Genomic DNA, 17,837 nt, shown 5'->3' with positions numbered 1-17,837 from the left:
TGATTGTGTGCTGCATTCATCTGCAAAACAACTGCAATAACAGGGCTCAGCAGACAAACGCACTCAGTTGGTTGCAGCTGCAAGGCCTTCAGCGACCGTGCTTGAGGTGACTTTCAAAAGATCGAGGTAAGTTGGAACGGCGCCATCGGCTTCGCTGAGGGAGTCGACGTAGAGGACGCCGCCATAAGACACGCCGGTTTCCCGGGCAACCTGTTCGGCTGGCGCCGTATTGACCGTGCTCTCACAAAAAACGACCGGAATGTTGTTTTCCCTGACACCATCAATCACAGACCGCACCTGTTTCGGTGTCCCGACCTGATCGGCGTTCATCGGCCACAGATATAGTTCCTTCATGCCGAAATCGCGGGCGAGATAACTAAAGGCGCCTTCGCAGGTGACCAGCCAGCGCTTGTCTTCTGGAACCTTGTTGATCGTCGCCTGCAGAGGTTCAATGACCGCGCGCAGTTCTTGTTTGTAGACCTCAGCGTTCTTTTCATACGTCACCGCGTTGTCCGGATCATGTTTTGAAAACGCTGCTGCAATGTTGTCGATATAGATCTGCGCATTGCCAAGACCCATCCAGGCGTGCGGATTGGGCTTGCCCTCATAAGATCCGCTTTTGATGGAAATCGGGTCGATACCGTCGGTCAAAGTGGCTGATGGAACTTCACCAACATTGGCAAGGAACTGTTCAAACCAGAGTTCGAGGTTCATACCGTTCCAAAGGATCAGATCGGCATCATGGGCCCGAACGATATCTTGAGGTGTCGGCTCATAACCATGGATTTCAGCCCCCGGCTTCGTGATAGAGACAACCTCTGCAGCATCGCCGGCAACATTTGCAGCCATATCAGCAATCACAGTGAAGGTTGTTACGACCTTCATCTTGTCCTTGGCCGAGGCCCCTGAAGCCGCTGCCATGGCGACCGCCGCAACTGCGGCGAAGAGAATTGTCTTTTTCACTTTGAAATGTCCCTTTGAATATTGCCCCTTCTCGCAATTGATATTGCAACTCATTCGCAACTGTCAACCCAGTTGCGAATGAGTTGCATTAAAAACTGAATTAATCTCCACCCCTCGGCGGCACTAATGATCCGCTTTCCCAAGATTGATTACAGCAGACTTCCCAAAACACGGCGATCTTTGAAAGCTGTCACCAGGTTCTGCAAACCCAATCGCGGTGTTTTTGCAGACACTTGGACAATTGACAGTCTTCGCCTATCATGAATTCCCGGAAAGCCGAGTCAGGCGCGAGAACGGCACTAGACGGGAGGGGCATCACGATGACAGTGACGCACGAGCCTTGGCTCGTGGCACTTTCCTTGGTTATGGCCTTCCAAGGGAGTTTTGTTGGATTAAGCTTGGCAGTCCAGGTCGGCAGCGCTCAAGATCCACGCCGCCGCCATTTATTGGCAGGCGCTGCGCTGACACTGGCCCTTGCCATCTGGTCCATGCATTTTGTCGGCATCCTGGCAGCAAAGTTTCAGGTCACCATAGACTATCTGGTTCTGCCGACATTGCTGTCGTTTCTCGTTTGTGTGCTGGTTGTCGGTATCGCGGTTTTTGCGGCCAGCAACAAACGCCTGACCCCACTCCGCCTCGGCCTGTCTGCCTTTGTGATGGGGGCCGGGATTTGCACCATGCACTACCTCGGCATGTATGCCTTGCACACGTCTTTGCATATGGCGCATGACCCCGCCTATGTCCTTGCCAGCTTTTTGATCGCGTTTAATGCTGCCGGTTTGGCGCTTTGGCTCTTGTTCAGCGCAGGTCGGCGACCGCCTATTGTCGTGTCGGCCGTTGTCATGGGCCTTGCGATTTCCGCCATGCATTACACCGCAATGACCGGATTGACCTTTGACCCGGCTCAAACAGCTGCCAGTTTGACTGCCCCCTCTCTGGGGCCGGGAGCATTGGCCATTCTGGTCTCCTGCGTCGCCTTTTTAGTATCGGCGCTATTTTTGTTGGCGCTGGTTCCAGCACAGTCCGGTGACAAATCAATCGAAGCAGAAGCAGGCACCGCAGTTTCCGCACCTACGGCCAACATTTCCGCTGATGTAGACCCAGATCAAGCAACCTCCCATCCAATTGAACAAAAGACAGGCCTGCAGCCGAAGCCAGCCTCTGGTCTGCAAGCTGCAGCAAAAGCCGTCCGCAAGTCGGCCAGCGCCATTCGCAAGCCGATACCGATTGAACTTGATGGCCGGAAAACGCAAATAGATCCCGCTGAGATCGTCGCCATCCATGCGGATGCGCACTACACCCGGCTCCACGACAGCAGCCGCGAGTATTTCTGCCCTCTGTCGATCAGTGAAGCAGAGCAGCAGCTTGATCCCAAAATTTTCAATCGGGTCCACCGCAGCCATATCGTCAATTTGACAAAAGTCATCAATTTCAAAAGGGCCGGCGATGGTGGCGTTCTGCACCTAGCGGGAGACGACAGTCAAACGGTTCCGGTAAGCCGGTCACGATGGGGCCACGTCAAATCCAAATTGACCTCCCTTGAGCAATCCAGCGGCGATCCGTCCACCGCTGCAGCGCAATAATTTCGGCAGTCCTGCCACAGCGCCGCCTAAAGCCGATCAAAAAGGGGTTTTGCACGAATGGCGGCACCTTTCGGCCGGAGTGTACTCCCTATTGTCTGCAGAGACGCCTAATACAGATAGCTCAGTCAGTTAGGCCCTTCTGCAAACCTACGTAGTTTCTCATAGACGCAAAATACGACAGCATTTCTGTCGTACTTCGTGCAATAGCCTCCGCAGTTTGTGCAATTTTCAGGCTTCCGGTGCACTCAGCCTTGAGGGTGCAACGCAACACCATCCACCCTTGGTAGCAGACTGAATGTCGAGACATCACCCGAATGAGAGGTTTGGGACGTCGATGTGGCTCACTTGCTGACGTAGGTGCAGACCGCAGCACAGAATGAGGGAGGAGACCAACGTGATCCCTGGTGAGTTTATCTACCACCGGCCATCAACCGTTGCCGAAGCGGTTTCTATTTTGGCCCAACATGGCGATGAAGCCCGGCCATTGTCTGGCGGACATAGCCTAATTCCCATGATGAAGCTGCGCATGGCAGCGCCAGAACACCTGGTTGATCTGGCAGGCGTTGAAGGCCTCAAGGGGATCAAGGAAGACGCCGGCACCATCGTCATTGGCGCGATGACCACACAGCACGAGATGATCCACTCGGACCTTCTGAGCGAAAAGCTGCCGATCATCCGCGAAACGTCGCTGCTGATTGCCGACCCGCAAATCCGCTATCTCGGCACGCTCGGCGGAAATGTTGCTAACGGCGATCCGGGCAATGACATGCCGGCGCTGATGCAATGCCTCAATGCGAGCTACGTTCTGACAGGTCCGGAAGGTAACCGTGAAGTGGCTGCGCGCGACTTTTATGAGGCAGCTTACTTCACCGCACTGGCACCGGAAGAAATCCTGACAGCGGTGCGCATCCCGACACCACCGTCTGGCCACGGTTTTGCATATGAAAAACTGAAGCGGAAGGTTGGCGATTACGCCACCGCGGCCGCCGCAGTCGTGCTGACAATGGATGGAAACACAGTTTCGTCCTGTTCCATCGCGCTGACGAATGTGGCGGACACACCGCTTCATGCCGCAGACGCTGAAGGCATTTTGACAGGATCCAGCCTGGACCCGGACACCGTGAAAAAAGCGATCGCCGCTGCCGAAGCGATCACGGAACCGGCATCTGACGGACGCGGTCCAGCAGAATACCGCACCAAGATGGCTGGCATCATGCTGGAACGGGCCCTTGCCCGCGCAGCGGAACGCGCAAGCTCATAAACGGTGACGAGGGAGAAATAGATGAGCGACATTGAACAAATCCCGGTCACAATGACGGTGAACGGCAAGAAGGTGCAGCGCTTTGTCGAACCGCGCACACTTTTGATCCATTTCCTGCGGGAAGATCTGAATATCACCGGCCCTCATATCGGCTGCGAGACCTCACATTGCGGTGCTTGCACGGTTGAGATGAACGGCATGTCGGTGAAAACCTGCACAATGTTTGCAGCTCAAGCGAACGGCGCGGAGCTAACGACTGTTGAAGGCATGGCCAATGCCGACGGCACACTGTCTGCCTTGCAGGAAGGGTTCCGCCAGATGCACGGCCTTCAGTGCGGCTTCTGCACCCCGGGCATGATCATGCGCGCGCATGTGCTCTTGAAAGAAAACCCAAACCCAACGGAAGAAGAAATCCGCATGGGCATTGCCGGCAACCTCTGCCGCTGCACCGGATACCAGAACATCGTCAAAGCCATCCAGTATGCCGCGGCCAAGCTCAACGGCACTGAATTCCAGGAGGCTGCAGAATGAATGACATGACCCCGACACGGGAACAGCGGGAAGCAGCCCTTGAAGGCATGGGCTGCAAACGCAAGCGCGTGGAAGATGTTCGTTTCACGCAAGGCCAGGGCCAGTATGTCGACGATCTGAAACTGCCGGGCATGGTCTTCGGTGACTTCGTCCGCTCGCCTTATGCACACGCGAAGATCACCAAGATCGACGCAACCGAAGCTCTCAAAATCCCAGGTGTGATTGCTGTCTTGACGGCCGAAGACCTGAAAGGCGTGAACCTTGCCTGGATGCCGACGCTAGCCGGTGATGTCCAGATGGTGCTGGCTGACGGCAAGGTGCTCTACCAGAACCAGGAAGTCGCTTTCGTTGTCGCGGAAAACCGCTACATCGCAGACGATGCCATCCAGCTTGTCGAAGTCGACTATGAGGAACTGCCGGTTCTGGTCGATCCGTTCAAATCGATGGATCCGGATGCCCCGGTTCTGCGCCCGGATTTAGAAGGTAAAACCGAAGGTGCGCATGGTCCGCGCGACCATCACAACCACATCTTCAAGTGGCAGGTGGGCGACAAGGACGAAACTGCAAAAGCCTTCGCCGAGGCAGACGTCGTTACCAAGGATATGATCTCCTATCACCGCACGCACCCGTCTCCGCTGGAGACCTGCCAGTGCGTGGCCTCCATGGACAAAGTGAAGGGTGAATTGACCGTTTGGGGAACGTTCCAGGCGCCACATGTCATCCGGACAGTCGCCTCCCTGCTCTCAACCATTCCAGAGCACAAGATCCATGTGATTGCACCGGATATTGGCGGCGGCTTCGGCAACAAGGTGGGCGCTTATCCGGGCTACATCTGCTCGATCGTGGCCTCCATCGTCACCGGTGTTCCGGTGAAATGGGTTGAAGACCGGATGGAGAACCTCTCCACCACATCCTTTGCCCGCGACTATCACATGACCACGGAAATCGCCGCAAAAAAAGACGGCACCGTGACCGGACTAAAAGTGCACGTCCTCGCCGACCACGGTGGTTTTGACGCCTGTGCCGATCCATCCAAATGGCCGGCTGGATTCATGAACATCGTCACCGGGTCTTATGACTTCCCGGCGGCGCATCTCGAAGTCGACGGTGTCTACACCAATAAGGCGCCAGGCGGCGTGGCCTACCGGTGTTCCTTCCGCGTGACGGAAGCCGCCTACTGTATCGAGCGGGCCATGGACATCCTGGCGCAAAAACTTGAGATGGATCCGGCCGATCTGCGCATGAAAAACTTCGTCAAGAAGGAACAATTCCCGTATCAGTCCGCTCTCGGCTGGGAGTATGACAGCGGCGACTATCATACCGCCATGCAGAAGGCGATGGACACCATCGGCTACCGTCAGCTGCGTGAAGAGCAAAAGGCAAAACAGGAAGCCTTCAAGCGCGGCGAAACCCGTGAGATCATGGGCATTGGCATCTCGTTTTTCACCGAGATCGTCGGCGCTGGACCTTCCAAGAACTGCGACATTCTCGGTGTTGCCATGTTCGACAGTGCCGAAATCCGGGTCCATCCGACAGGCTCCGTCATCTCGCGCATGGGCACCAAGTCTCAGGGCCAGGGCCATGAGACAACCTGGGCCCAGATCATTGCGACTGAAATCGGCATACCGGCCGATGACATCATGGTTGAGGAAGGTAATACCGATACGGCGCCTTACGGCCTTGGAACCTACGGCTCCCGCTCGACGCCGGTCGCCGGTGCTGCCATTGCCCTTGCCGCGCGCAAGATCCGCAACAAGGCTCAGATGATCGCAGCTCATATGCTGGAGGTCTCAGAATACGACCTTGAGTGGGACGTCGATGGTTTCCAGGTGAAAGGCAATCCGCAGGCACGCAAGTCCATGAAGGAAATCGCCTGGGCCGCCTACAACGCCCCGCCGCCCAACATGGAGCCGGGTCTCGAAGCGGTTAGCTACTACGATCCACCGAACATGACCTATCCATTTGGCGCCTACTTCTGCGTCATGGATATCGATGTGGATACCGGCGTTGCAAAAACCCGGCGCTTCTACGCACTGGATGATTGCGGCACGCGGATCAACCCGATGATCATTGAGGGCCAGGTGCATGGTGGTTTGACGGAAGCTTTCGCCATCGCGATGGGCCAGGAGATCCGCTACGACGAGATGGGCAACGTCATGGGCGCGTCTTTCATGGATTTCTTCATCCCAACTGCCGTGGAAACACCGCATTGGGAGACAGACCATACCGTGACCCCAAGCCCGCATCATCCCATCGGGGCAAAGGGCGTGGGTGAAAGCCCAAATGTCGGCGGTGTCCCGGCCTTCTCCAATGCCGTCAATGATGCGTTCCAGTTCCTGGGCTCAACGCACATTCAGATGCCGCATGATGCCTGGCGGATCTGGCAAGCGGCCAAGGACCTTGGTGCCCACGGATAAGGGCAGGTTTGCAAGCCACCTCTCTCCCGGATTTCCGGGAGAGAGGAAAGAATAGGGAACACCTTATGAGCAGCATAGTTCAGATTGATGAACTGATCCTGCAAGCCGGAACATCCTACCCGCGCATGTTCGAGATCGCCATCGCAAACGGGTTGGTTGTTTGGCCGAAACCCAACCAGAACAGACCGGAAAAGGCCGATGCATCCTAATGAGGGTGCCACTGAACGGACCAAGATGACCCAGACAAAAGAAACCCTTGCCGAAGCGCTGGCCGCCACGGGCTACGTCGCCGATAACGGACTGGCGATGGCTCTTCTTTTGACGGAGATGCTGAACCGTCCTCTGCTTCTTGAAGGCGAGGCCGGCGTTGGCAAGACCGAAGTTGCCAAAGCGCTGGCAAAGCTAGAAGACACGGATCTCATCCGGCTGCAGTGTTATGAGGGCCTTGACCGGTCCGATGCGATCTATGAGTGGAATTACCAGCGCCAGCTTCTTGCCATTAAGGCGCGCGAAGGCCGCGGCGCAGATGCCGAAACGGTCGAAGAAGCGGTTTTTTCCGAAAAGTACCTCCTGGAACGCCCCCTGCTAGCGGCCATCCGGCAGGACAAGGCTCCGGTTCTTCTGATCGACGAAGTCGACCGGGCCGACGAGGAATTCGAAGCCTTTCTTCTGGAACTTCTTTCGGACTTTCAGGTGTCTATTCCCGAGCTTGGCACGATTGAAGCCAAGAGCATTCCCCGGGTAATCCTCACTTCAAACGGAACTCGTGAACTCTCGGACGCGCTGCGCCGGCGATGCCTCTATCACTATGTCGATTACCCGGACACCGGCCGCGAGGCCCGTATTCTCTTGAGCCGCGTCGACGGGCTGGACACGGCCCTTGCCCTGCAAATCGCTGAATTGATGGGCAAATTGCGGAAAGAGGATCTGACGAAGGTTCCCGGTGTTGCCGAAACCATTGACTGGGCGGCAGCCCTTGTGGGTCTCGGAACGAAAAAACTCCATGAGCAACGTGAACTGGTTTTCGATACGCTCGTGTGTGTTCTGAAAACCCGCGAAGACCAGGCCCGGATCACGCCGGAAGTCACCGACCGCCTGCTTGGAAAGGTGGCTTAATCCGTGACCAGTCTTTCCCTTGAAACACGCAACGATCTTGGTGCCGCCCTCCGGGTCCGGCTCGCCGGATTTGTGCGCTCGCTGCGCGACAGCGGCTACAAGGTGGGATTGGGAGAAACGGAAGATGCTGTCAAACTGTTGCGGTCTGAGGCCCTCAAACGGCCGCAAAAACTGAAAGAAGCGTTCCGGGCGCTTTTCTGTGGGCGGCTTTCGGATTGGAAGAAATTCGACGAACTTTTCGATGCTTACTGGCTTGGGCGCGGCGTTAAATCCGGCATCAAGGTATCTGGCACCAGCTCAAAGAAGTCCATGAAGACCATCCGCGAACTGGTGGATGCACAAGGCGCTCGCCAGGACACCATCGCAGGCGATGTTGAGCGGATCCCGGGCGAAGAGGACGAAAGCAATGACGACACACCGTCCGGCCGCCGGGAAGGCGCTAGCATTGCGGAAAACCTCGGCAAAGTCGACTTCCGCAACATCCATGATCCGGATGAAATGGCCAAAGCTCATGAATTGGCAGAAAAGCTCGCAAGAGCCATGCGGATCCGCCTAACCCGGCGCGACAAGCAAAAACGCAAGGGTCCACGCCTGGATCTGCGCAAGACAATCCATCATTCCATCGCTCACGGCGGCACGCCAATTGAATTGATCCACAAGGGTCCGCGCGCGCGCCAGCTACGACTGGTGATCCTGCTCGATGCCTCCGGCTCCATGAGCAACTACACCGGCGTCTTCACCCGGTTTGTGCACGGTATGCTCGACAATTTCCGGGAAGCCGAAGCCTTTCTCTTTCACACCCGACTGGTGCATGTCTCATCCGCTCTTTCGGAACGCGACACAACACGCGCGCTCGACCGGATGGGCCTGATGGCGCAGGGCATCGGAGGCGGCACCAAAATCGGCGAGGCACTGGCCGACTTCAACCAAAACCATGCGGCCCGCGTCATTCATTCCCGTACCTGCGTGATGATCCTCTCGGACGGCTATGACACGGGCACTCCGGACCAGCTCGGCGAAGAAATGAACCGCCTGCGCAAACGCTGCAAGCGGATAGTCTGGCTCAATCCGATGATTGGTTGGGACGGATACGAACCGGTGACAAGCGGCATGCAGGCCGCCCTGCCCCATGTCGACCTGTTTGCACCGGCCCATAATCTAAACAGCCTCGCTGCCCTTGAACCCTATCTGGCGAGCCTCTGATGCGATGGGAGAAAAACCTATGAAACACTCCGATCCTGCCACCATCGGCACAGCCCACCCGACCTTGACGGATGATCTCGCCACCCTGACGGACCGCTTGCGCAATGAGGCTGAACCCTTTGCCGTGGCAACTGTTGTCCGTACGATTTCTGTCACAGCTGCCAAGGCTGGCGCAAAGGCGGTGATCGGTGCAGACGGTAGTATTTTTGGTGGATGGATTGGCGGCGGCTGTGCCCGCTCGGCGGTGGTGAAAGCGGCAAAAGCTGCGATTGAGGACGGTGAAACCAAGCTGATTTCCATCCAGCCGGAAGAACTCCTGGCTGAGCTTGGTGTCGAAGCTGGCGACAATCGCGAAGGCATTCAATTCGCCAAAAACATGTGCCCGAGCCAGGGAACAATGGATATTTTCGTTGAGCCCGTTCTGCCAAGGCCCAAACTTGTCATTCTGGGCTCCAGCCCGGTTGCGGTGGCGCTTGCGAAACAGGGGCCGTCAATTGGTTTTGACTGTGTCGCCTACGCACCGCTGGACGATCTGTCTGCGTTCCCCGAATACTGCGAGTGGATCGACGGCTTTGGTGTTCCAGAAAACAGCAATGCAGACCGATTTGTCGTGGTTTCCACACAAGGGCGCGGGGATGTTGCGGCCCTTGAGGCAGCCCTCGCAGCCCGGTCAAAACACATCGCCTTTGTCGGCAGCAATCGGAAGATCGCCGCACTTAAAAACAAGCTGCGCGAAAAGGACATTCAAGAAGCGGATTTGGACAGGATCAGTGGTCCTGCTGGTCTTGACCTCGGTGCGATCACACCAGAAGAGATCGCGCTCTCCATTCTTGCCGAACTTCTGATGGTCCGCAGAAAAGGCCAACGCGGCACGGACATTCATCTCATCTGAAACTGATTCACAGACACCACGGAGACACCCTTTATGCAAATGACCGACAGCCAAAGGATCGAAGCCCCGCGCGAAACCGTATGGGCCGCTCTGAATGATCCGGACATCCTGAAAGCTTCCATTCCCGGCTGCGAGGAGCTCACAAAAAACTCCGATACGGAACTGGAAGCCAAGGTGAAGCTGAAGGTCGGCCCCGTGAAGGCAACCTTCGGCGGCAAAGTGGAACTGCTCGATCTCGACCCGCCGAATGGTTACCGCATTGAGGGCGAAGGTGCAGGCGGCGTTGCCGGTTTCGCCCGTGGCGGCGCGGTTGTCCGTCTTGAAGAGGATGGCCCCAAGGCAACCATTCTGCACTATGACGTTGACGCCAAAGTCGGCGGCAAGTTGGCGCAACTTGGAGCACGGCTGATTGATTCAACGGCAAAGCGACTGGCAGGCGAGTTCTTTACCGCTTTTGCAGAACAAGTTGCTCCAAGTGCCTCAGCCGAAGAAGGCGATGCTGAAGCAGCGGAAGCTCCGAAAGAAAAGAAAGGCTGGCTGGGCGGCCTGTTCGGCGGCAAGAAAACAGACGACCAGCCACAAGAGGCTGCTGAGTAAGGTTACGGTCCAGCTGGGCTGGCATAGACTGATTTGGGAGGACACCACGAATGACAGCAACAATTTCCGTGAAAGATGCTTGGAATGAGATCCGGCAGGATATGTCTCTCCTGTTGGCTCTTGGTACCGGAAGCGTGCTGACTGTTTTCCTGGCAACAGTTCACGCCTGCTGCCTGGGTCTCGCGACACCCCAGATCGCAGCGCTTCTGCAGATCTGTTCTTCGGCTGGCTGACGTTTTCGGCTAAGCAAAGGCATCAGCAAGCGAACCAATGCTTGGCCGTCCCGGCCTTGAGCCGGGATCACCTTGCCAAACGTCAAGACCCCGGCTCAAGGCCGGGGCGGCGCAAGCGGGGCTGATAGGGCGAAACCGGCCTCAGGCCGTAATCGCCTTCAGTTCCAAAAAGTCCTCAAGACCGAACTGGCCAAACTCGCGGCCGTTGCCGGACTGTTTGTAACCGCCGAAGGGAACATCGTAATCAATGCCTGCGCCGTTGATATAGACGTTGCCTGCGCGCAATTTACGGGCGACCCGATTGGCCCGTTCCGGATCTCCAGTCTGAATATAGGCGGCCAACCCGTAAGGCGTATCGTTGGCGATCCGGATGGCCTCTTCTTCCGTTTCGAACGGTAAAATCGCCAGCACCGGTCCAAAGATCTCTTCCCGCGCGACATGCATGTCATTGCTCACATCGGCAAAGATCGTCGGGCGGACATAATACCCGGTTTCCAGACCTTCCGGTTTGCCCGGGCCGCCAGTGATCAGTTTATTGTCATCTTTCAAACCGGCTTCGATATGCCCTTGAATGCGGTCATACTGGAGTTGACTGACGACGGGTCCGATATGATCACCGTCTTTTTCCGGATTGCCGACTTCGGTTTCTTCCGCAAACCGTTTGGCTAACGTGACGGCCTCATCGTAGACAGAGCGCTCAACCAACAGCCGGGTTGGAGCGTCACACGACTGGCCGGAGTTGGAAAAACAGCCCTCAACCGATGTCCGGACCGCCGTTTCAAGATCGGCATCGGCGAACAGAAGATTGGCAGACTTACCGCCGAGCTCCAGTGCCACCCGTTTGACCGTCGGCGCGGCGTTTTGGGACACAGAGGTCCCTGCCCGCGTCGATCCGGTGAAAGACACCATGTCGATGTCCGGGTGGGATGACATCGGCGCGCCGACACCCAACCCGTCACCATTCACCAGATTGAAGACACCAGCCGGGCAGCCCGCCTCATGAAGAATTTCTGCGAACAGCATTGCCGAGAGCGGCGCGACTTCACTCGGTTTCAAGACCATGGTGCATCCAGCGGCCAGTGCTGGTGCAACCTTTGCCGCGATTTGGTTGATCGGCCAGTTCCACGGTGTGATCAGACCGCAGACGCCGATCGGCTCGTTCCGCAAGGTGCTGCCGCCGCGTGGGCTCGGCCGTTCCCATTCGTGGGCTTTCAGCGCCTCCAGGGTTGCCTGAAAATGACCTGATCCGGCGGGTGTCTGCTGTTCACGCGCGAACTTGGCCGGGGCCCCCATTTCCAGGCGGATTGCGTCATCCATTTCAGCTGAGCGGCGCTCATAAATTTCGATCACACGTTCGATTAAAGCCGCCCGGTCTTCAACGGACGTTTCTGACCAGGTTTCAAAGGCAACCTTGGCAGCCGCGACCGCCTTGTCGAGGTCCGAAGAAGACCCGAGAGAAATCACGGCAACCGGCTGTTCGGTTGCCGGATTGATCACCTCAAAATCCTTGCCTTCGACCGGATCAACCCACTGGCCATCAATATAGAATTGTCTTTTGTCCAACATGATTGTTTTCGCGCCTATCCCTATTCAGCCGCAACACTTTGAGCACGATTTGCAACAACTTCATAGCCCGGCTCTTCCGGTTCATCGTCTGCCATTTCGGCCGGAAACCCATCGCCTAAAATTGTTAGGCCAGTGTCCTCTTCCAAACGCTTGATGATATTGGGTGAAAGCTCCCGCGGACCGTAACGTTCGATGCCATCGGCAAAAATCTTGTTCAGGAGGGGCGACAACTCAAGCGGCACCTCATGCGTTTCGGCAATCGCCTGAAACAAGCCAATATCCTTGGCAACCAGATCCATGGTGAAAGAAATATCCCGCGACCCATTCAAGATAACCTGACCCTCCGTCTCGTGAACGAAGGACGTGCCAGACGAAATCTTGATCGCTTCATAGGCCGTGTTCAAATCCATACCAGCCGCCTTACACGTTGTCAGCGCCTCACACACTGAAACAAGATTGGCCGTCGCCAAATAATTGGTGACCACTTTCAGGACTGATGCTGAACCGATCTCACCGGTGTGCAACACCCTCCGCCCGAGGACGGTCAAGAATGGCAAGGCCTTTTCAAAGGTCTCACGGCTGCAGCCGGCGAAAATGGAAATGTTGCCCGTCGCCGCACGGTGGCAACCGCCGGAGACCGGACATTCGATTGCCTCGCCGCCCTTTGCGATTGCAAGACCTGCCAGTCGCTTCACTTCGCTTGCATCGGTGGTCGACATTTCCGCCCAAACCGTGCCTGGCCCGATCCCTTCCAAGATCCCGTCAGGCCCTTCAACCACGGCTGCACAGGCTGCCGGGCTTGGCAGACAGGTGATCACCACATCGCAAGTTTCAGCCAGTTGCCTCGGGCTTTCGCCCCGCTTGGCGCCGTTCGAGACAAATTTGGCCATCAAGTTTTCGTCGAGATCAAGAACCGTCAGCTCAAATCCGTTGCGCAAGATACTGCCCGCAAGCTTACCGCCAACATTCCCTAACCCGATAAATCCTACGTTCATGTCCGCCTCTGCGTGTCCGAGATACCAATTCAACTGAGCCAAGGATCAGCGACTTTTTTCAGAAAGAAAAACGAATAAATTGATGGACATTTAGCGATATTTTTTATCAATAAAGACATGTCTAACTTGCCCAATCTGTTGTGGCTTCGCAGCTTTGAATCTGCGGCCCGGCTCGGCAGCTTTACCGCGGCGGCCCAGGAACTTGGCCTCACCCAGGCGGCTGTCAGCACCCACATCCGCAATCTGGAAAGCCAGCTTGGCCATTCGCTCTTCCGGCGATCGACGCGGAAGTTGACGATGACCGAAATTGGCAAGGCCTATCTGCCGTCCGTCCGCAAAGCGATTGACGAGCTGGCTCTCTCGACCGCAGGCCTGTTTGGCGCGAAACACACTGGTACCATCACCTTGCGCGCCCCGATTTCAACAACGGTCCTCGTCATAGCCCCCCAGTTGCCGGAGTTTCTAAAGGCAAATCCGTTGATCAATGTTCGGCTTTTATCGGCAATTTGGGCGGAAACGGTTCTGGAAACCGAAGTCGACATCGATGTGCGTCTTGGAAATGGAAAGTGGCCGGACGGTCATGCAGAGCTCTTGGCAAAAGACACCATTGTTCCAGTGTGTACCCCTTCGCTTTCGCAAGAAATCAAGTCGCCGGATGCGCTGTGTTCCACACCACTCATTCACATTCTGGGATTTGAAGATCAATGGGGCCGGTATTTTGCCCACTACGGCCTGACACCGTCAGAAGACCACCCGCGTGTCATGGCGGACACCACTCTGGCTGCTGCCGAACTAGCGGCCTCCGGGGCTGGCGTTGCATTGATTCTGGAACGCGCGGCGATCCGGCAAAGAGACACAGGCAGACTGGCCATTCCTTTGGAGACCAGCATTCCGCTCGGCCAAGACCATTACCTGGTTGAACGGGACCATAAAACCCGCACCCGTCCGGAGGTCGAAACGGTCAAAGATTGGCTCAGACACATCCTCAATTGACCCTGTCTTAAGGTGTTTCGATGGCCGCCCCGGCCCGCCCATTGCGCACTGGACGGCCATTCAGGGCATAGTCGGTCAGCCCCGCTGACAACCAAATTGCAGAGAGCGTGATCCAGGCCGTCACAGCAAATACCGAGGCTCCTGTGATGCCTGCGCCAACAGCGCAACCACCCGCCAGCATGCCACCAAACCCCATCAGGCCCGCACCCGTTCCGTAGCGCGCCATAGACCGGCCACCTTCAAAACCTTGAAGCTCCAGTTCGCGGGTCAGCAATGCGGCAATAAAAGAACCGGCAAAAACACCGGGGACCAAACCTATTCCAAAATCGAGAGCCGAATGTGCCGGGGACAAAAACAGCATCAACGTATCAGCAGACGGACCGGTAAAGGTGATGCCTTCAATCTGCACCGGATCGAAGGCCTGACTTGCCACAGACGATGTGAACCACCAGGCCAACGGCACTGCGAGCCCCGCAACGCATGCAGAAAACGCCTGCCAGGGCTTAGTCCTTGCACGGATGGCAATCGCCAATCCGGCGGCGAACCACAAAAGCGCGAAAGCGATGACTGCAGTTTGAGAAAGACCCAAGTGGGCAATCAGATCATTGCCGCCGATATCGGCCGTCGTCCAAAGGCCTGCAAACCATTCACGCAAGGGCTTCAAGATCCCGCGCAGACTGGCTTGTGCGATTACAGCAAACACCAGCCCCGACAAAAGCGCTCGCAAGTTGCCCGTTGCCGAGAGCACCAATAGGCGGCTGGCGCAGCCACGCGCCAAAACCATGCCGACACCGAACATGATCCCGCCCAGCGCGGCCCCGGAGAGGCTCTGCGGAGATGCCAGCTGCCGCGCTTCCTGGGATTGAACTTCGCCTACTCCGACAAGGAGCTGGGTCCCTAAAAGCGCTGCTGAAAAGGCAAACAACCAGATCGACAAACGAACGCCAAATACGCCGTGGGCAAAGTCCAAGGCAGCAGCCCGAAGGCAAAACCGGCTTTGCTGCGCAAAGCCGCCAAACAAGGCGCCTGCCAAAAACCCCCCGATGGTCAAAACCCAGGGTTCAGAAAAACGGTCCAGGAAATAGGTCAGATCCATGGCAGTCCGCCGCCTTGACTAACGAGCACCCATTACGATTGCGCCGCCATTTGTTGATGTGCATTGACGTTTCTCAAGGAAACATAGATAAATTCATAAATTTGAATATGTGGAGGGAAATTCATGGCAATCACGTCGACGGATCAATTATCGCGCCGGACGCTGCTCAAAACCGGGTTAGGACTGGGTGCTACTGCCTTTGCCGGCATTCGACCATCGTTTGCCATGTCCGACGCTATAAAGCTCGGGGCAAATGAGGTGACAGTCATATCCGACGGCAACCTTAGCCTTCCGATGAATTTCCTGCTGCCGGACCGAAGTGCCGAAGAAATCGAAGCCTTGTTCAAACCGCATGGCCTGCCAACCGATGCAGCCACTCCGGACTGCAACATCACTGTTCTGCGCCAGGATGACCGGCTGGTTCTGTTTGATGCAGGCGCAGGAGCCAATTTCCAATCCTCTGCCGGAGAGCTTTTGTCCGGCCTGGAAGACGCGGGAATTGATCCGGCGGATGTCACAGATGTTATCTTCACACACGCTCATCCAGATCATCTATGGGGCATTCTCGACGATTTTGATGACGTCCTCTATTCAGAGGCAACTTTGTGGGTTCCGCAAGCTGAGTGGGATTATTGGCGTGCAGACGATACGCTTGCGAAAACACCTGAGGCCCGCAAGAGCTTCGTCGTCGGGGCACAATCACGTTTTGAAACCATGGAAGATCAGGTTCAAATGATCAAACCAGGCATGGAGGTGCTTCCTGGCGTCGAGGCTGTCGACACATCCGGACACACGCCCGGCCATATGTCTTTTATGATCCATGGCGGCGGCGAATCCCTACTCGTGGTCGGCGATGCAATCACCAATTCCGTGATCTCGTTTGAAAAGCCCGAATGGAATTCCGGATCGGATCAAGATCCGCAAAAGGGCATCGAAACCCGCAAAACACTCTTGGACCGGATGGCGACCGACCAGAGCCGCTTGATTGGGTTCCACTTGCCCAATATGGGAATCGGCCGTGTGGAGCGTTCAGGAGCTGCTTACCGTTTTGTCGCGGGCTAAAGCTGCGAAGCCACCCCGGCCTTGAACCGAGGCCTCAATAATGGTCCCGGCACAAGGCCGGGACAGCCTAGAAAACTATTGGAAGAACTGGCTATTCCGCTGGATGCTGATGGCCCGCATCGTGGTTGCGGCGGAAGGCGGCAAGTGCTGAACCTTCAACCAGCCAGGCAAGTCCGACGCGGGCGCCAAAGGCCATCGACAGCATGACGATTGGTGCCGAGATCGCCATCGTTGAGAACCCGGTGATGCCCTGCCCAACGGTACAGCCCATCGCAAATACACCGCCGATGCCCATCAGCGTGCCGCCCAAAATATGACGGCCAAGTTCGCGGGCATCGTCACACGCTTCCCAGCGGATGTCCCGTTTCCAGAGTGCCGCGATCACAGCACCGATTAGCGTGCCGGCTATCAGACCAACGCCATAATCCGGCCAAACGCCCGTATACGTGATTAGCTGCAAAATGCTGTCGCCAACCGGCACGACAAAGGAACCGGCTTCGATTTGTACCGGTTCGAACGATTGCGCGGCCACAAAGGTCGTCGCCCACCAGCCGAAAGGTATGACCAACCCGATGGCAACAGCCGATGCTATTTTGCCGAAAGCACCGCGATAAGACTTTGATCGGAAAACCCAGCCAAGGCCAAGGGCAATGATCAACAGCGCAACCAGCCAGCGCAGGTCCAATCCGGCCCAGCTGGACACAATGTCGCCCATGGATTGGCTGCCCGCACTTGCGAAAGTGATGATGTGGTCGTCGACGAGCGGCACTCGGATCAGACCGACGATCCCGCGTTGAGCGGCAAGCGCCGCCAGCCCAATCACGGTCAGCACCACCAAAGCCCTGAGACTGCCGCCGCCGAGACGCAGTACTGCACCAAAACCGCAGGTACCGACCAGGGCCATACCGAGCCCAAACATAGCGCCACCCAAAATGGCACCTGTCCAAGGGAACCCTGGCTCTAGGTAAAAGGAAGCGGCAGGGTTCGCGATACCGAGTGCGACCAGAACCTGTGTGCCAATCAAGGCAACCATGGCGGCCAAAACCCAAGTCCGGAGACCACTACTGTCGCCTGCATACCAATGCCGCTCAAGTGCTGACAAGGTGCAAAAGTGTGTCGCCCGCCCGACAAAACCCAAGGCACATCCGGCAAGAACACCGAACAGCGGCAACATAATCATCATGTCGAAATCAAGCATGTCAGCTGGCGGCCAGTTCCGGCCCCTTTCCGCGTCTCCTCCAACCGCACACCTGCGGATTGGTCAAAACCTAGCAAGGCAATATCACCACTTCAACGACCGATCATGCTGCAGCGCAATCCGAAAAGCGG

17 protein-coding genes are annotated in these 17,837 nt (G+C 56.6%); 12 read left to right on the top strand and 5 right to left on the bottom strand.

The features are described 5' to 3' along the window. Positions 1-63: 63 nt before the first annotated feature. On the bottom strand, positions 64-921 hold the full coding sequence (locus tag ACOOFE_RS03315) for a metal ABC transporter substrate-binding protein (protein WP_420415536.1): 858 nt from the start codon (positions 919-921) through the stop codon (positions 64-66). A 362-nt stretch (positions 922-1,283) separates the two neighbouring features. On the opposite strand from ACOOFE_RS03315, the gene ACOOFE_RS03310 reads away from it, so the two are divergent. From ACOOFE_RS03310 to ACOOFE_RS03265, 10 genes are all read left to right on the top strand, one after another. Beyond that, entirely contained in the window at positions 1,284-2,546 is a 1,263-nt protein-coding gene (locus ACOOFE_RS03310; protein ID WP_420413636.1) for an MHYT domain-containing protein, read from the top strand. A gap of 394 nt (positions 2,547-2,940) precedes the next feature. Beyond that, positions 2,941-3,807 carry an FAD binding domain-containing protein gene (locus tag ACOOFE_RS03305; RefSeq protein WP_420413635.1) on the top strand — a complete coding sequence of 289 codons (867 nt, stop codon included), beginning with the start codon at positions 2,941-2,943 and terminating at the stop codon, positions 3,805-3,807. Between the two features lie 21 nt (positions 3,808-3,828). Beyond that, positions 3,829-4,338 (top strand): (2Fe-2S)-binding protein, encoded by a 510-nt coding sequence (locus tag ACOOFE_RS03300; protein WP_420413634.1) that lies wholly within the window; start codon positions 3,829-3,831, stop codon positions 4,336-4,338. Beyond that, positions 4,335-6,755 carry an aerobic carbon-monoxide dehydrogenase large subunit gene (locus ACOOFE_RS03295; protein WP_420413633.1) on the top strand — a complete coding sequence of 807 codons (2,421 nt, stop codon included), beginning with the start codon at positions 4,335-4,337 and terminating at the stop codon, positions 6,753-6,755. The genes ACOOFE_RS03300 and ACOOFE_RS03295 overlap by 4 nt, the downstream gene beginning before the upstream one ends. A 65-nt stretch (positions 6,756-6,820) precedes the next feature. Beyond that, positions 6,821-6,964, top strand: a complete 144-nt coding sequence (locus ACOOFE_RS03290; RefSeq protein ID WP_420413632.1) for a hypothetical protein — start codon at positions 6,821-6,823, stop codon at positions 6,962-6,964. 25 nt (positions 6,965-6,989) lie between these two features. Next, positions 6,990-7,871 carry an AAA family ATPase gene (locus ACOOFE_RS03285; protein WP_420413631.1) on the top strand — a complete coding sequence of 294 codons (882 nt, stop codon included), beginning with the start codon at positions 6,990-6,992 and terminating at the stop codon, positions 7,869-7,871. Between the two features lie 3 nt (positions 7,872-7,874). Next, positions 7,875-9,074, top strand: coding sequence for a vWA domain-containing protein (locus ACOOFE_RS03280; protein ID WP_420413630.1), 1,200 nt, complete (start codon positions 7,875-7,877; stop codon positions 9,072-9,074). Positions 9,075-9,093: 19 nt separating this feature from the next. Next, on the top strand, positions 9,094-9,966 hold the full coding sequence (locus ACOOFE_RS03275; RefSeq protein WP_420413629.1) for an XdhC family protein: 873 nt from the start codon (positions 9,094-9,096) through the stop codon (positions 9,964-9,966). 39 nt (positions 9,967-10,005) lie between these two features. Then, positions 10,006-10,563, top strand: a complete 558-nt coding sequence (locus ACOOFE_RS03270; RefSeq protein ID WP_420413628.1) for an SRPBCC family protein — start codon at positions 10,006-10,008, stop codon at positions 10,561-10,563. A 50-nt stretch (positions 10,564-10,613) separates the two neighbouring features. Continuing rightward, positions 10,614-10,796: a hypothetical protein gene (locus ACOOFE_RS03265; protein WP_420413627.1), complete on the top strand. Its 183-nt coding sequence runs from the start codon at positions 10,614-10,616 to the stop codon at positions 10,794-10,796. Between the two features lie 141 nt (positions 10,797-10,937). Here the strand turns inward: ACOOFE_RS03265 and ACOOFE_RS03260 are convergent, their stop codons facing one another. Together ACOOFE_RS03260 and ACOOFE_RS03255 are read right to left on the bottom strand one after the other, a co-directional pair. After that, the gene (locus tag ACOOFE_RS03260) at positions 10,938-12,362 is read right to left on the bottom strand and encodes an aldehyde dehydrogenase family protein (protein ID WP_420413626.1); all 1,425 of its coding nucleotides are present in this window, start codon (positions 12,360-12,362) and stop codon (positions 10,938-10,940) included. Between the two features lie 20 nt (positions 12,363-12,382). After that, positions 12,383-13,357, bottom strand: a complete 975-nt coding sequence (locus ACOOFE_RS03255) for an NAD(P)-dependent oxidoreductase (protein WP_420413625.1) — start codon at positions 13,355-13,357, stop codon at positions 12,383-12,385. Between the two features lie 117 nt (positions 13,358-13,474). On the opposite strand from ACOOFE_RS03255, the gene ACOOFE_RS03250 reads away from it, so the two are divergent. Continuing rightward, entirely contained in the window at positions 13,475-14,350 is an 876-nt protein-coding gene (locus ACOOFE_RS03250; protein WP_420413624.1) for a LysR substrate-binding domain-containing protein, read from the top strand. A gap of 7 nt (positions 14,351-14,357) precedes the next feature. On the opposite strand, the gene ACOOFE_RS03245 is transcribed toward ACOOFE_RS03250, so the two are convergent. After that, positions 14,358-15,446, bottom strand: coding sequence for a YeeE/YedE family protein (locus ACOOFE_RS03245; protein ID WP_420413623.1), 1,089 nt, complete (start codon positions 15,444-15,446; stop codon positions 14,358-14,360). 123 nt (positions 15,447-15,569) lie between these two features. Here ACOOFE_RS03245 and ACOOFE_RS03240 point away from each other — a divergent pair, with 123 nt between their 5' ends. Next, positions 15,570-16,508: an MBL fold metallo-hydrolase gene (locus ACOOFE_RS03240; RefSeq protein ID WP_420413622.1), complete on the top strand. Its 939-nt coding sequence runs from the start codon at positions 15,570-15,572 to the stop codon at positions 16,506-16,508. A 91-nt stretch (positions 16,509-16,599) separates the two neighbouring features. Here ACOOFE_RS03240 and ACOOFE_RS03235 read toward each other — a convergent pair whose 3' ends face one another. Beyond that, a complete protein-coding gene (locus ACOOFE_RS03235) occupies positions 16,600-17,706 on the bottom strand; it encodes a YeeE/YedE family protein (protein WP_420413621.1) in 1,107 nt (368 codons plus the stop codon). Between the last annotated feature and the right edge of the window lie 131 nt (positions 17,707-17,837).

This window comes from Roseibium sp. (assembly GCF_965216085.1).
GTDB lineage: Bacteria > Pseudomonadota > Alphaproteobacteria > Rhizobiales > Stappiaceae > Roseibium.
The sequence above is the reverse complement of the archived record's forward strand: the minus strand, read 5'-3'. Positions and strand labels throughout refer to the sequence as shown.